This is a genomic window from Amycolatopsis acidiphila, from assembly GCF_021391495.1.
GTDB lineage: Bacteria > Actinomycetota > Actinomycetes > Mycobacteriales > Pseudonocardiaceae > Amycolatopsis_E > Amycolatopsis_E acidiphila.
This window is the reverse complement of sequence record NZ_CP090063.1, coordinates 6,961,729-6,976,018: the sequence shown is the minus strand read 5'-3', so window position 1 is coordinate 6,976,018 and position 14,290 is coordinate 6,961,729. Positions and strand designations below refer to the sequence as shown.

General features: G+C 71.2%; 12 protein-coding genes and 2 pseudogenes. 8 read left to right on the top strand and 6 right to left on the bottom strand.

Annotation, left to right across the window (positions count from 1 at the left end):
• Positions 1-3: 3 nt before the first annotated feature.
• Positions 4-772 (bottom strand): annotated as a pseudogene (locus tag LWP59_RS34080) (MmyB family transcriptional regulator).
• A gap of 73 nt (positions 773-845) precedes the next feature.
• Here LWP59_RS34080 and LWP59_RS34075 point away from each other — a divergent pair.
• The 5 genes and pseudogenes from LWP59_RS34075 to LWP59_RS34055 all read left to right on the top strand — a co-directional run.
• Complete coding sequence (locus LWP59_RS34075; protein ID WP_144640850.1) at positions 846-1,760, top strand: LLM class flavin-dependent oxidoreductase; 915 nt, start codon at positions 846-848, stop codon at positions 1,758-1,760.
• A gap of 69 nt (positions 1,761-1,829) precedes the next feature.
• Positions 1,830-5,378, top strand: a complete 3,549-nt coding sequence (mfd, locus tag LWP59_RS34070; RefSeq protein WP_144640877.1) for a transcription-repair coupling factor — start codon at positions 1,830-1,832, stop codon at positions 5,376-5,378.
• A gap of 78 nt (positions 5,379-5,456) precedes the next feature.
• Complete coding sequence (locus LWP59_RS34065; protein ID WP_308431732.1) at positions 5,457-6,437, top strand: SurA N-terminal domain-containing protein; 981 nt, start codon at positions 5,457-5,459, stop codon at positions 6,435-6,437.
• Positions 6,434-7,381, top strand: coding sequence for a MazG family protein (locus tag LWP59_RS34060; protein WP_144640844.1), 948 nt, complete (start codon positions 6,434-6,436; stop codon positions 7,379-7,381). Before LWP59_RS34065 ends, LWP59_RS34060 begins: the two co-directional genes overlap by 4 nt.
• A 321-nt stretch (positions 7,382-7,702) precedes the next feature.
• Positions 7,703-8,302, top strand: a pseudogene (locus tag LWP59_RS34055) (class I SAM-dependent methyltransferase); the annotation flags it as partial.
• Between the two features lie 79 nt (positions 8,303-8,381).
• On the opposite strand, the gene efeB reads toward LWP59_RS34055, so the two are convergent.
• From efeB to efeU, 3 genes are read right to left on the bottom strand one after another with little or no spacing between them, the layout of a single operon-like run.
• Positions 8,382-9,629 carry an iron uptake transporter deferrochelatase/peroxidase subunit gene (gene efeB / locus LWP59_RS34050; RefSeq protein ID WP_144640841.1) on the bottom strand — a complete coding sequence of 416 codons (1,248 nt, stop codon included), beginning with the start codon at positions 9,627-9,629 and terminating at the stop codon, positions 8,382-8,384.
• Positions 9,626-10,762, bottom strand: coding sequence for an iron uptake system protein EfeO (gene efeO, locus LWP59_RS34045; protein ID WP_144640837.1), 1,137 nt, complete (start codon positions 10,760-10,762; stop codon positions 9,626-9,628). The genes efeB and efeO overlap by 4 nt, the downstream gene beginning before the upstream one ends.
• Positions 10,759-11,592 carry an iron uptake transporter permease EfeU gene (efeU, locus tag LWP59_RS34040; protein WP_144640834.1) on the bottom strand — a complete coding sequence of 278 codons (834 nt, stop codon included), beginning with the start codon at positions 11,590-11,592 and terminating at the stop codon, positions 10,759-10,761. The genes efeO and efeU overlap by 4 nt, the downstream gene beginning before the upstream one ends.
• Positions 11,593-11,806: 214 nt before the next feature.
• Here efeU and LWP59_RS34035 point away from each other — a divergent pair, with 214 nt between their 5' ends.
• Positions 11,807-12,466, top strand: a complete 660-nt coding sequence (locus LWP59_RS34035; protein ID WP_229857682.1) for a lysozyme family protein — start codon at positions 11,807-11,809, stop codon at positions 12,464-12,466.
• 4 nt (positions 12,467-12,470) lie between these two features.
• Here the strand turns inward: LWP59_RS34035 and LWP59_RS34030 are convergent, their stop codons facing one another.
• Positions 12,471-12,803, bottom strand: coding sequence for an antibiotic biosynthesis monooxygenase family protein (locus LWP59_RS34030; protein ID WP_144640825.1), 333 nt, complete (start codon positions 12,801-12,803; stop codon positions 12,471-12,473).
• A gap of 50 nt (positions 12,804-12,853) precedes the next feature.
• Here LWP59_RS34030 and LWP59_RS34025 point away from each other — a divergent pair, with 50 nt between their 5' ends.
• Positions 12,854-13,285, top strand: coding sequence for a MarR family winged helix-turn-helix transcriptional regulator (locus tag LWP59_RS34025; protein WP_222425587.1), 432 nt, complete (start codon positions 12,854-12,856; stop codon positions 13,283-13,285).
• Here the strand turns inward: LWP59_RS34025 and LWP59_RS34020 are convergent.
• Positions 13,282-13,686, bottom strand: a complete 405-nt coding sequence (locus LWP59_RS34020; protein WP_144640819.1) for a tetratricopeptide repeat protein — start codon at positions 13,684-13,686, stop codon at positions 13,282-13,284. The two genes, LWP59_RS34025 and LWP59_RS34020, sit on opposite strands and share 4 nt — an antisense overlap.
• Before the next feature lie 86 nt (positions 13,687-13,772).
• Between LWP59_RS34020 and LWP59_RS34015 the strand changes: the two genes are divergently transcribed.
• Positions 13,773-14,258, top strand: a complete 486-nt coding sequence (locus LWP59_RS34015; protein ID WP_144640816.1) for a VOC family protein — start codon at positions 13,773-13,775, stop codon at positions 14,256-14,258.
• Positions 14,259-14,290: the final 32 nt, after the last annotated feature.

The window sequence follows — 14,290 nt, the reverse complement described above, 5'->3', positions numbered from 1 at the left end:
TCGTCATTGTGGCCGGGAGAGCGCCTCCGCGGTGGCTTGATCGGCGGGCAGGAAGGTTTCCAGCCGCAGTTCGGACACCGTGACGTCGACGGCTGTCGCGAAAGTGGTGATCGCGGTGATCAACCGCAACTCCCCGAGCCGTGAGCGCAGCCGCAGCGGCACGGCGAACCCGAGGTGGTCCGACGCCGGCACGGGTGGCCGCGAAAGATACCCCTCCAGCTCGGCGAGCAGCGACGCGTGACGCTGGTGTGGCGCCCGGGCCTGCTCCTGGCGGGGCCGCTCCAGCACGTGCTGCGCCCAGTCGTCGAAGTTCACGATCCGCGGCGCCATCCCACGCGGGTGCAGCGCCATCCGCAGCACGTTCACCGGCGGTTCGAGCAGTTCGGGCGCGACGCCTTCGGAGAGCAGCTCCAGCCCGTCGTTCGCCGCCACCAGATCGCCGAAGCGGTCCATGACGATCGCCGGATACGGCCGGTGGCCGTCGAGCAGGGCGCGCAGGCTGTCCAGCACCGGCCGGAGCGGGGTCGTCCAGCCTCGTCTCCGGATAGCTCGGCGCGTACCCGGCCGTGAGCAGCAGCGTGTTCCGCTCGCGCAACGGCAGCTGCAGCGACTCGGCCACCCGCACGACCATGCCGCGCCCCGGCGTCGAGCGCCCGCTCTCCATGAAGCTGACGTGCCGCTGCGTCGTCCCGGCGCGCAGGGCCAGTTCGAGCTGGGACAACCGCCGTCTGCCACGCCACTCGCGCAGCGCGCCCCCGAAGTCGTTCACCAGCTCATCGTGGCACCGCGGGCGATTCCCGCCAGGGAATTGAGCGCATACCGCGCCCCGGCACGACGGTGATGGCATGAAATTCGGATTGCTCCTGCCCTCGGGGCAGGCTCAGCTGCAGGCAGGCGGCTCCGCGCGCGGCGTCGTGGAGACGGCCGTGCAAGCGGAAGCACTCGGCTTCGACTCGGTGTGGGCCGGCGACTCGATGGTGCGCGCCCGCCTCGAACCGTTGACCTTGCTGGCCACCATCGCGCAGGCGACCGAGCGGATCACGCTCGGCACCGCGGTCCTGATCCCGGCCTACCGCCATCCCGTCCACGCCGCCCTCACCATCACCTCGCTCGATCTGCTGTCCGGCGGGCGGCTCGTGCTCGGCGTCGGCGTCGGGTTCCCCGGCTTCAGCGAGCAGGAGTTCGACCTGGCCGGGGTGCGGTTCAAGACCCGGTTCTCGCAGCTCGACGACACGGTCGAGTTGTGGCGGCAGCTGTGGACGGGGAGCCCGGACCGGTTCGACGGCAAGGTCCTGCACTACGGCTGGCTGCCCGAGGTGCCCCGGCCCGCGCAGCCCGGCGGCCCGCCGATCTGGCTCGGCGGCATCACCCCGTCCGCGCTGCGGCGCACCGCGGAGCTCTACGACGGCTGGTTGCCGTACCCGCCGGACCCGGCCGAATACGCGAGCGCCCTGGCGACGATCGGCCGACCGGTCACGCCCGCCCTGTTCGCGACCGTCTACCTCGACGACGACGTGGAGCGCGGCACGCAGGCGCTCGACGCGTACTGCCGGGCCACCTACCGGCACCCGCTCGACGTGATCGGCAAGATCCAGGTCATGCTCACCGGCCCCGGCGTCCTCGCCCAGTTGGGTCGTTTCGCCGGAGCGGGTGCGGGGCATGTCCTCGTCCGGATCGCCGCGATCGAACCTGACACCTTCGCGGGCAACTGGCGAAGCTCGCGGAACTGCTGCCGTACGCTGGATGGTGAGAGCCGCTGATCCCTCTCGTCCAGGGCAGCGGTATGTCCGCATGTCTGCACAGGGGAGTTTTTCGTGACAGACGGGGTGTTGTCCGGTCTGCTGTCGTCCGTTCTCGCCGATCCCGCGCTGCGTGGCGTCATCGAGCGGGCCGGTTCACCGCTGCTCGACCTGCAGGGCCCGACGGCCGTGCGCCAGCTCGTCGTCGCCGCGCTCGCGGCCGACGAGGGCGCCGGCCGTCCGGTGTTGGCCGTCACCGCGACCGGCCGCGAGTCCGAGGAGCTGACCGCCGCGCTGGCCGGCCTGCTCGGCCCGGGCGCGGTCGCCGATTTCCCGTCGTGGGAGACGCTGCCGCACGAGCGGCTGTCCCCGCGCGCGGACACCGTCGGCCGACGGCTCGACGTGCTGCACCGGCTGCGCGGCGCCGACGCGCCGCGGGTGGTGGTCTCGACCGTGCGCAGCCTGATCCAGCCGATGGCACCCGGCCTCGGCGCGCTGGCGCCGATCGACCTGGTCGTCGGCGAGGAGAACGACTTCGAAGGCGTGCTGGAGAGGCTCGTCGTACTCGCGTACACGCGGGTGGACATGGTCGAGAAGCGCGGCGAGTTCGCCGTGCGCGGCGGCATCCTCGACGTGTTCCCGCCGACCGCGGACCACCCGTACCGCGTCGAGTTCTGGGGCGACGAGGTCAGCGAGATCCGCGCGTTCGCGGTGTCGGACCAGCGGTCGCTGCCCGGGGAGATCCAGGCCGTGCACGCGCCGCCGTGCCGCGAGCTGCTGCTCACCCCCGAGGTCAAGGCGCGTGCCGGTGAGCTGGCCGAGCAGTACGCGGCCGACGCGCAACTCGCCGAGATGCTCACCAAGCTCGCCGGCGGCATCCCGTCGGAGGGCATGGAAGCGCTCATCCCGGTGCTCTGCGAGGGCGAGCTGGAGCTGCTGAGCGACGCGATGCCCGAGGGCACCCACGTCGTGCTCGCCGACCCGGAGAAGATCCGTGCGCGGGCGCACGACCTGGTGCGCACCGGGCAGGAGTTCCTGGAGGCGTCGTGGATGGCCGCGGCCGGTGGCGGCCAGGCGCCCATCGACCTCGGCGCGTCCGCGTACCGCGACCTCGCGGAGGTCGCGAAGCACGCGGGCGAGACCAACCGGGCGTGGTGGACGTTGTCCCAGCTGACCAGCGAGGACGTGCACCAGGTCGCGATCGAGCCGGCGCCCGCGTACCGCGGTGACCTGGAGCGCGCCATCGCCGACCTGCGCGCCCACCTCGCGGCGAGCGGCACCGGCGTGCTGGTCGTGGCCGGGCACGGCACCGCCACCCGCGCCGTCGAGCAGCTCTCGAGCGCCGAGGTGGCCACGACCCTGGCCGAGGACGGGCTCGTCAAGGAGCCCACGCCCGGCGTCGTGACCGTCGTCTGCGGCGGGCTGACCGACGGGTTCATCGCGCCGGAGCTGCGGCTGGTCGTGCTCACCGAGTCCGACCTCACCGGCCGCGGCGCGACGGCTGGATCGTCCACAAGGGACCTCGACACGAAGATGCCGTCCCGGCGGCGCAACGCGGTCGACCCGCTCGCGCTCAAGAAGGGCGACTACGTCGTGCACGACCAGCACGGCATCGGGCGGTTCGTCGAGATGGTGCAGCGCACGATCTCCGGCGCCACCCGCGAGTACCTCGTGCTCGAGTACGCGTCGTCCAAGCGCGGCCACCCGGGCGACCGGCTGTACGTGCCGACCGACCAGCTCGACGAGGTCTCCCGCTACGTCGGCGGCGAGCTGCCCACGCTGAACAAGCTCGGCGGCTCGGACTGGAAGAACACCAAGGCGAAGGCACGCAAGGCGGTCAAGGAGATCGCCGCGGAGCTGGTGCAGCTCTACGCCGCCCGCCAGGCCGCGCCCGGCCACCCGTTCGGCCAGGACACGCCGTGGCAGCGCGAGCTGGAGGACGCCTTCCCGTTCACCGAGACCAACGACCAGCTCGCCGCCATCGACGAGGTCAAGTCGGACATGGAGCGCGGGGTGCCGATGGACCGCGTGATCTGCGGCGACGTCGGCTACGGCAAGACCGAGATCGCGGTGCGGGCGGCGTTCAAGGCGGTGCAGGACGGCAAGCAGGTCGCGGTGCTGGTGCCCACGACCCTGCTGGCCCAGCAGCACCTCAACACGTTCACCGAGCGCATGCAGGCGTTCCCGGTGACCATCAAGGGCCTGTCCCGGTTCACCGACAAGTCCGAAGTGGACGGTGTGCTGTCCGGGCTCGCCGACGGCGACGTGGACATCGTCATCGGCACCCACCGCCTGCTGCAGACCGGGGTCCGCTACAAGGATCTCGGGCTGGTGATCGTGGACGAGGAGCAGCGGTTCGGCGTCGAGCACAAGGAGCACATCAAGGCGCTGCGCACGCACGTCGACGTGCTGACGATGTCGGCGACCCCGATTCCCCGGACGCTGGAGATGTCGCTCGCGGGCATCCGCGAGATGTCGACGATCCTGACCCCGCCCGAGGACCGGCACCCCATCCTGACCTACGTCGGCGCCTACGACGACAAGCAGGTGAGCGCCGCGATCCGCCGCGAGCTGCTGCGCGACGGCCAGGTCTTCTACGTGCACAACAGGGTTTCCTCGATCGAGAAGTCCGCGCGGCGGTTGCGCGAGCTGGTCCCGGAGGCACGGATCGTGACCGCACACGGCCAGATGAACGAGGAGAAGCTCGAGAAGGTCATCCAGGGCTTCTGGGAGCGCGAGTACGACGTGCTCGTCTCGACGACGATCGTGGAGACCGGGCTGGACATCTCCAACGCCAACACGCTCATCGTCGAGCGCGGTGACCTGCTCGGCCTGGCACAGCTGCACCAGCTGCGCGGCCGTGTCGGGCGTGGGCGCGAGCGCGGGTACGCGTACTTCCTCTACCCCGGTGAGTCGCCGCTGACCGAGACCGCGCACGACCGGCTCGCGACGATCGCGCAGAACACCGAACTGGGCGCGGGCATGGCGGTCGCGATGAAGGACCTGGAGATCCGCGGCGCAGGCAACATCCTCGGCGCCGAGCAGTCCGGGCACATCGCCGGTGTCGGCTTCGACCTGTACGTCCGGTTGGTCGGCGAGGCAGTGGACGTGTTCCGCCGCAGCGCCGGGGCCGAGCCCGCCGAGGACGAGGAGCTCGGCGAGGTCCGGGTCGACCTGCCCATCGACGCGCACATCCCGCACGACTACGTGCCGGGGGAGCGGCTGCGGCTGGAGGCGTACCGCAAGATCGCGGCGGCGCCCGACGAGACCGGGCTGGCGGCGGTCGAGGAGGAGCTCGTCGACCGCTACGGCCGGCCGCCCGCACCGGTGCACCGGCTGCTCGCGGTGGCGCGGTTCCGGCACGCCTGCCGCGCGGCGGGGGTGACCGAGGTGACGTTGCAGGGCAACACCGTCCGGTTCTCGCCGCTGCCGCTGCCGGACTCGAAACTGGTCCGGCTCAAGCGGTTGTACCCGAAGGCGATGTTCAAGGCCGTGACGAACACCGTGTCGGTGCCGAAACCGACGGAGGGCCCGGCCGGTGGCCGCATCGGCGCCCCGCCGCTGCGGGACGAGGCGTTGCTGGAGTGGTGCTCGAAACTGCTGACCAACCTGACGAAGGAACCCGCGGCGGTCGGCTGACGGGTCCCGGTGCGCCACTTCGCAGTCGGGGTCCCGAAAGCCGGGCGGCTGTGAGAGGGTACGCGTGTGATGCGGATCATGGGTCGTCCTCGGGTGCTGGTCGCCGTCCTCGCCGCCTGCCTGCTGCTCGCCGGCTGCGGGTCCGGGCCGAGCCAGGTGCGGGCCGCGTTCCTGATGGGCGACCGCGAGGTCACCCAGGACCAGGTGCAACAGCTGATCGACAAGGCGGTGCGCGAACAGCCCGCCGCCCAGCAGCTGGCGCAGCAGCACAAGCTCGACCAGCTCGGCCGGGCGATCGTGTCCCAGCTCGTCGTGCACGAGCTGGTCACCCGCGCGGCGCAGCGCGAGGGACTGACCGTGGACGACACGCTGGTCTCGCAGACGCTGGCGCAGGATCCGCTCGCCACGCCCGTCTCGACCACCGGCGTCGACCCTTCGCAGCTGCCCGGCCAGATCGCCTACCGCGTGCGTGACCACCGCGAGGCGATCACCGACCAGGTCCTGATGCGGGCGCTGGCGCAGAAGTACTTCGACAAGATGTCGGTCACCTTCGACTACACCTCCGTGGTGTCCGACGACGGCGGCGCGCAGCCGGCGAGCATGCGCGAGAAGGCCTTCGCCAAGGCCGAGCAGATGGCCGCGAACCCGGGGGCGGCCGCGCAGGTCATCCAGGCCGACAACGCCGCGGGCCAGCAGACCAGCGTCGGCGAGCGGGTGCCCGCCGTGCAGGCGCCCGACCTCGCCGCCACCGTGGTGTTCGGCGTGCAGCCGGGCACCGTCATCGCCTTCCAGCCCAGCACCGAGCAGGCGGCGTGGATCGTCGCGGTGATCCGGCAGCGGGACCTGACCACGCCGCAGTCGGTGGACCAGGCGACCGAGCCGACCGCGAGCCAGCTGGTCGCGGTCGGGCAGCGGCTGCTGCAGCCCTACGTCGGCGACGCGGGGCTGAAGGTCAATCCGCGCTACGGTGTGTGGGACCCGGTCGCGATGGACGTCGCGGCCAGCGCCGCCGAGACCACCGGCGCCGTCGTCTCCGTGAAGGGATCCGTCCAGCCTTGACCGCCGCGGTCGTCCTCCTGCCCCATCCCGACGCGGGCGTGCCGCCCGCCGCGTTCCCGCACCTGCGGAGCGCGCGTGCCGTCTACGCGAGCGGACTGGGCCCGGAGCTGACCGACCTGCTGGGTGCGAAACCGGCGCCCGACGCGGCGGCGCTGGCGGCGGAGGAGGGCCCGCTGGTGTTGTTCGCGGTGTCCGCGCAGGACCCCGCGGTGCTGGCGTTACCCGGTGCCACCGTGATCAGGCAGCCGCCGGGCGCCGGCCTGGTCGAGGCCGCGCAGGTGATGGACCGGCTCCGGTCGCCGGGCGGCTGCCCGTGGGACGCGGCGCAGACGCACGAGTCGTTGCGCCAGTACCTCGTGGAGGAGACCTACGAGCTGCTGGAGGCGATCGAGGACAACGACCGCGTGGCGCTGCGCGAGGAGCTCGGCGACGTGCTGCTGCAGGTCCTCTTCCATGCCCGGCTGGCCGCGGAGGACGCCGCGGACCCGTTCGACATCGACGCCGTCGCCGGCGAGCTGGTGGCGAAGCTGGTCGGCAGGCACCCCCATGTGTTCGCCGACGCGGACCGCATCCAGACGCCCGAGCACCAGGAAGTGAAGTGGGAGGAGCTCAAGCAGGCCGAGAAGCAGCGCGAGTCTCTTGTCGACGGCGTCGCGCTCGGCCAGCCCGCGACCGCGCTCGCCGGGAAGCTCGGGCAGCGCAGTGGCCGTGCGGGCATCCCGCTGGACCTGTTCCCGTCCGGTCAGGACGCGCCCACCCGGCTGTTCGTGCTCGCCGCCACGGCCCGGCGTGCGGGCGTGGACCCGGAGGGCGAGCTGCGTGCGGTGGCGAAGGCCTTCGCCACCTCGGTCCGGCAGGCGGAGGCCAACGCCCGCGCGGCCGGTGTCGATCCCTCGACCCTGGAGGCCGACGGCTGGCGGCGGTTCTGGCCCTCGGGCGGCTAGGGACTGTTTCAGAAGTGGCTTGCGGGCCGGTGCGGAGCGGAACCTGAGGCGGCCCCTCGCTGTGGGATCGCCTCCTCATGACCGCCCGGTCACCACGTCGGCGCTGTCCTCGCGAGGAAGCCCCCCCCAGAACCCGCGGCGGTGCAAGCCCGGCGACCACCGGCCGCCCAGACGGCGTTCGGCCCGATCTACGTCACCGCGCTCGAACAATACGAACCCGCGTCGCGGCGCATCGTCGACGAGCCGCTCGCCGGCCGCGTGCTGGCGGGATCCTTGCGGCTCGCCGCGATTCCGGGGAGATGGGCCGGTGTGCGCCACTGGATGGAGCGCGCCTCGGACCGCAGCGCGTGCGGAGTGTGGGGCGGGATGTTGTGTCGCAAGCGCTACGCGCGATCAGGTGCGGGAAGCGCTCGCCGGCGGGATCGGGCAGCTCGTGGTGCTCGGAGCGGGCCTGGACCCGCTCGCGTGCTCGGCCGGGTGCCCGCGTTCGAGGTGGACATGCCGGAGAACGTGGCGGCCAAGCGGGATCGGCTGGCCGGCCTGCCCGGCGACGTGCACCTCGTCCCGGTGCGGTTCGAGTCCGACGACCTCGGCGAAGCACTGACGGGAGCGGGGTTCCGGCCCGAGCTGCCCACGATGTTCGTGTGGGAGGCGGTCACCCAGTACCTCGCCGAGGCCGACATCCGCCGCACGTTGCGGTTCCTGTCGGCGGCCGCGTCCGGCAGCAGACTGGTCTTCACGTACGTGCGCAAGGACTTCTTCGACGGCACGAACCTCTACGGCGCCGGCCCGCTGCACCGCAGGTTCGTGACGGGCGGCGTCTGGCACTTCGCGCTCGATCCGTCCGAAGTGGAGCCACTGCTGCGCGAGCACGGCTGGTCCGAGCGCGAGCAGGTCGGTGCGGCGCAGTACACCGAGCGGTACCTGCGCCCGCTCGGGCGCGAGCTGGTGGTGTCGGAGATCGAACGCTTCGTCGCGGCCGTGAAGGACTGGCCCGGAATCAGCCCTCGAACAGCGTGTCGCCCCAGTAGCCCGTTTCGGAGACCCCCGGCGGCACGGCGAACAACGCCGAACCGGTGTGCTGGATGTACTCCATCATCGAGTCCTTCGCCGAAAGCGCTTTCTGCATCGGGATGAACTGCTTGCGCGGGTCCCGGTTGAAGCAGATGAAGAACAACCCGGCTTCGAGGTGCCCGAGCCCGTCCGACCCGTCCACGAAGTTGTAGCCGCGACGCAGGATCTTCGCGCCGCCCATCGACTCCGCGGACGCCAGCCGGATGTGGGCGTCCACCGGCACGAGCGGTTCGCCGCCCGCGCCGCCGATGTGCAGGTCGACCGGGTCGAACTCGGCGGTCTGCCCCAGCGCCGCCCCGGTGCCCTTCGCCCGGCCGACGACCTTCTCCTGCTCGTCGAGCGAGGTCCGGTCCCAGGTCTCGATGTGCATCCGGATCCGCCGCGCCACCAGGTACGACCCGCCCGCGAGCCACGGCTGCCCGTCGGCCTCGGTGACCCACACGTGCTCGTCCAGCGCGGCCGGGTCCTCGGCCTTGAGGTTGTTGGTGCCGTCCTTGAAGCCGAACAGGTTCCGCGGCGTGCTCTGCGTCGTCGAGGTCGACGAGCTGCGCCCGAAGCCCAGCTGCGACCAGCGGACCTCGGTGGTGCCGAAGCCGAGCCGCACCAGGTTGCGCACCGCGTGCACCGCCACCTGCGGGTCGTTCGCGCACGCCTGGATGCACAGGTCGCCGCCGCTGCGTGCCGGCTCGAGCTTGTCCTTGGGGAACGCGGGCAGCTCGGCCAGCGCCGCCGGGCGGCTGGCGGCGAGGCCGAACCGGTCGTCGAACAACGACGGGCCGAAGCCGATGGTCAGGGTCAGCGCGGACGGCGGCAGTTCGAGCGCCTCACCGGTGTCGGCCGGGGGAGCCGCGGGCGAACCGCCGATCGCCCCGGTCGCCCCGACGTCCTGGCCCCTGGTCATCTTCCGCGCGGCGTCGGTCCAGGTCTTGAGCAGCGACACCAGTTCCGCGCGGTCCTTCGTCGTGACGTCCAGCGCCGCGAAGTGCAGGTGCTCCTGCGCGGGCGTGACGATCCCGGCCTGATGCTCGCCGGAGAAGGGCACGATGTCCGTCGTCGCGGCGGCGGGGTGCGAGCCGAGCGCGCGGTCGATCCCGGCACCAGCGGCACCCGCCCCGGCGAGTGCGACCCCGGCACCCGCGAGGCCGAACATCCGGCGCCGCGATACCTCGCTCATTTCGCGACGACCTCCGCGACCTTGCTCAGCGGCTCGCTCAGCGCGTCGACGGCCGAGGCGAACTCCTTGACCTGGTCCTGGCTCAGCTCGGTGTAGTACTTGAACCCGTCGCCCGCGCGGGTCGCGTCGAGCAGCTTCTGCACGTTGGCGAACTGGCCGTCGATCGTGGACACCAGCTGCGGGTCCCGCGCCTGCAGCACCGGCCGCAGTGCCTGCACCGCACCCTTCGAACCGTCCACATTGGCCTGGAAGTCCCACAGGTCGGTGTGCGAGAAGGTCTCCTCCTCGCCGGTGATCTTGCCGGTGGCGACCTCGTCGAGCAGTTCCTTGGCACCGTTGGCCAGGTCGAGCGGGCTCAGCTCGATCGTCTTGGTCTTGCCGACCAGGTCGTTGACGTCCGCGACGAGCTTGTCCGCGACCTGCGCGCTGTCGGCCTGCAGCCCGTTCGCCCACAGGTCCTTCTCCAGCCGGTGGAAGCCGGTGAACTGCTGGCCCTCCTCGAGATCCGCCTCGCGCACGTCGATGGCCGGGTCCAGGTCGCCGAACTTCTCCGCGACCGGCTCGATCCGCTCGTAGTAGACGCGTGTGGTCGCGTAACGCGCCTTCGCGTCCGCCACGTTGCCGGACTTCACCGCGTCGGCGAACTTCTGCGTCTCGGTCTGCAGCGCGGCGGTCTGGGTGGCGACATAGGACGCGTAGCCGCTCGTGGCGGCGGCCAGTTCGGTGTTCGCGTCGGCCTGCTTGGTCGCGCCACCGGTGACGGTGAACGCGCCCCGGATGCCGTCGCCGGCCATGCCGGGCTTGCACGCCGTCTGGTAGGTGCCCGCCTCGGCGACCTCGACGGTGAGCTTGCGGGTCAGCCCCGGTGCGATGTTCTCGACCTCGCCCATGATCCGGTCGCCCTCGGCGTAGAGGTAGAACTCGGTGACCTTGGTGCCCTTGTTGGTCACCTCGAAGGTCACGTTGCCCGCGTTCGCGGTGGCGGTGGAGACCTCGCAGGTGGTGTCCGTAGCCGCGACGGTGACCGGGCCCGCGGCGCCGGGGGCGCCGGAGTCCTGCCCGCCGGCACACGCGGCCAGTGTCAGCAACGCGGCCGAACCGGCCAGCGCGAACAGTCTCTTCGGCAAGGTCACTCCTTCGCGCCCGCGAGGGCTGGTTTCGGGCTCGTGCGCCGCAGGAACAGCGGCAGCACGATGACGACGTAGGCCACCCACGCGACGGCCTGCAGCACGGTCGTCTGCTGCGAGTAGTTGAAGATCCCCTTCAGCAGCGCGCCGTACCACGAGGTCTCGGGGATCGCGTTCGACGCGTCGAAGGCGAGCGTGTGCAGCCCGGGCAGGAACGCGGCCTCCTGCAGGTCGTGCAGGCCGTAGCCGAGCACGCCGGCGGCGACGAAGACCAGCAGCACGCCGGTGATCTTGAAGAACTTGCCGAGGTCGAAGCGCACGGCGCCGCGGTAGAGCAGGTACGCGATGGCGACCGCGACGGCGATGCCGATGGCGAACCCGATCAGTGGCTGCGCCGTGCCGCCCTGCGCGCTCTGCACGGTTGCGTAGAAGAAGACGGCGGTTTCCAGGCCTTCGCGGCCGACGGCGAGGAAGGACAGCAGCAGCACGGCGAGCGGGCCGACCGCGAGCGCCTCGTCCATCTTCCCGCGCAGCTCGGCGGCGATCGTCCGCGACGCCTTGCGCATCCAGAAGATCATCGCGGTGACGAAGCCGACGGCGACGATCGAGAGGCTGCCGCCCAGCAGCTCCTGCTGCTCGAAGGACAGCTGCGCCGTCGTGTAGGTCAGCACGGCACCGAACGCGATCGACAGCAGCACGGCGGCCGCGATACCCGGCCACACCCAGCGCAGCGCCTCGCGCCGGTCGGTCTTGACGAGGAAGGCGACGAGGATGCTGACCACGAGGGCCGCTTCGAGCCCCTCGCGAAGACCGATGAGCAGGCTGGAGAACAGCACCTTGGAGCCTCCTCGAAGCGATCCGACGTGATGTTTTTAGGTAAGCCTTGCCTGTATGTCCAGTGCCGAAGTGCCCCGGCTCGTCCGCCATGCCGGATAAAACGGACATCGCGCACGCGTTTGCGCTGGTCAGCGGGTCCTGCGGAAGCTTGATAACGAATTGTGTGATCCCGGCGTCACCAGCACCATCGGGTGATGCCGCTAACCTGTTCCGGTGGTTGAGCCCACCCCTTCAGGGGACATCGCGCCGCGTCGCTCGTCGTCGTCGCTATGGCTCGCCCTCGGGGTGGTGGCGACCGGGCTCGTCCTGATGTTCACCATCGGCACGACCAGGCCGGACACCTCCGCGCCGCCCGCTCCGTCCACCGCTCCGCCGCCCTCCCCACCGCCGGCGGCCGCCGCGCCGCGGCTCGCCGTCGCCCCGCCGGTCGACCGGCCGAAGTTGTCCGACGAGGCCGAACTGGACGCCTGGGCGCGGAAGCTCGCCGTGCCGACCAAGCTCGCACCGGGTGTGCTGTCCGCGTACGGGCGGGCGGAGATGCGGATGCACGGCGAGGCGCCCAACTGCCACCTGTCCTGGGCGACGCTCGCCGGACTGGGACAGGTCCAGGCGGTGGGCAGCGGGCCGCTGCCGGTGCCGCAGCAGATCTGGGACCGCTGGTCCTCGCGCGCGGTCAACGACGCGAAGCCGGCCGACCTGCGCAACCCCGCCGACGCGGCGTACACGCTGGCGCGCTACCTCTGCTCGACCGGCGCCGACCTCGCCACCGCGACCGGCTGGTGGCAGACGATCCTGGGCTACACGCGGTCCCTTCCGGACACCCAGGACACGCTCGCCGCCGCCGACACCTTCGCGGCGGCCAAGCTGCCCTGATCGGTCACGCGCCGATGTGGTGGACCGAATGGACGCGATACAGCGCCGGCTCCACCTTCTCGGCGATGGCCATCGCCTTGGTCAGGTGCTCCCGCACCTCGGGCCGTCGGAGGGCGTCCCGGTACTCGTCCTCGCTCGCCCACTGGGCGTAGTTCACGACCCGCGTCCCGTCGAGGCTCGTGTGCAGGTTCGCCGACCGGAAACCGGGCATGGTCACGAAGATCTCCCGGGTCGCGGCCTCCAGCGAGTCGACGAGCTCCGTCTGGCGGGCCGGGTCGACGGTGAACACGTTGACCAGCGTGACGAGGTCGGCGCCGGTGGTGATCGTGGTGGTCATGGCATTCAGATTAGCATGCTAACCTGGATTAGGCTTCTAATATGGACTTGGTGAGCACGCACGTGGATCCGGACCGGTCACCGGGGTTCGCGTTGAAGCGACTGCAGCAGGCGTTGCGGGCGCGGATGGACGCGGCGCTGGCCGATCTCGGGCTGACGAGCCCGCACTACGCGGTGCTCGGCCTGCTGGCCGAGCATCCCGGGATCTCCAACGCCGAACTGGCGCGCCGATCCTTCGTCGCCCCGCCGACGATGCTCAGGTTCCTCACCACACTGAGCGAAGCGGGCCTCATCGTGCGCGCCGACCGCACGCCGGATCAGCGCTCGCGCCGGACGACGCTGACCGCGAAAGGGCGCGCGCGGCTGGCCGAGGCCGCCGTGCGCGTGCAGGAGCTCGACGGCATCCTCGCGGACGAAGCCGGCCCGCGCCAAGACGTGATCATGGCCTGGCTTCGCGCGTGCGCGGAACGGCTCGCCCCCTAGGTTCCTTGCAGCCGTACCCGGGCGTTGACCTCCGAGACCGCGTCCTGGTACTCCGGCACCGGGTTCATCGCCCAGGCCATCCGTAATTGACCGAGCGCCTCGACCAACCGGCCGAGGCGCTGCAGTGTGCGGCCCAGAACGAACCGTGCGTAGTGGTCGGACGGATCAAGCTCCAGCACGCGGGTGAAGGCCTGCTCGGCATGGTTGAGCTGCGCGGAGTGGAAGTAGGCGCGACCGGCCAGCAGCTGCACGCTCGGCTTGTCCGGATCTGCCTCGAGCACCGGTTCCAGTGCCTTGAGCGCGTCCAGCGGGCGTCGGTTCTCGATCAACGCCTCGGCCTGACGGAACGCCTCGAACCGGTTGTCGCCGAGATGGTCCAGAGTCAGGTTCTCGTCATCCATAGTCCGATCGACGTTACCCCGGAAGAGCCACTTTCGGCAGGGGTGCGATCACCGGGTGAGACGGCGACGTGGTGCACTACACGGCTATGAGCGACGACGAACCCAGGTACCTCGGTCTCTCGCCTTATCTGTACTACACCGACGCGACCGAGGCCCTCGAATGGCTGGTCCGCGTGTTCGGCTTCACCGAGCACATCCGCTACGTCGACGGCGCGGGCCAGGTGTTCCAGGCCACCGTCGCGGCGGGCGACGCCGAGATCGTGCTCGCCGGCGTCGGCGCGGACTACTGGGAGGGCAAGGGGGTCGACCGGCCGGTCGGCCAGCTCAACGTCGTCTACGTCGACGACGCCGACGCCCAGTACGACCGGGTCTGCACCGCCCTGGGCGAGGGCTGTGACGTGACGCCACCGCAGGACCAGCCCTACGGCGCCCGGGTGTTCACCGTCGCGGACATCGGCGGCAACAGCTGGACGTTCTGGCAGCAGATCTCCGACACCGCGGACCTGCCGCCGGGCTGGCAGGAAATCAAGGCCGAGCCTCCAACGAGTGACGATGACCTGCCGTTAGGCTGAACCCGTCATCGCCGGCACAACCGATGAGGAGC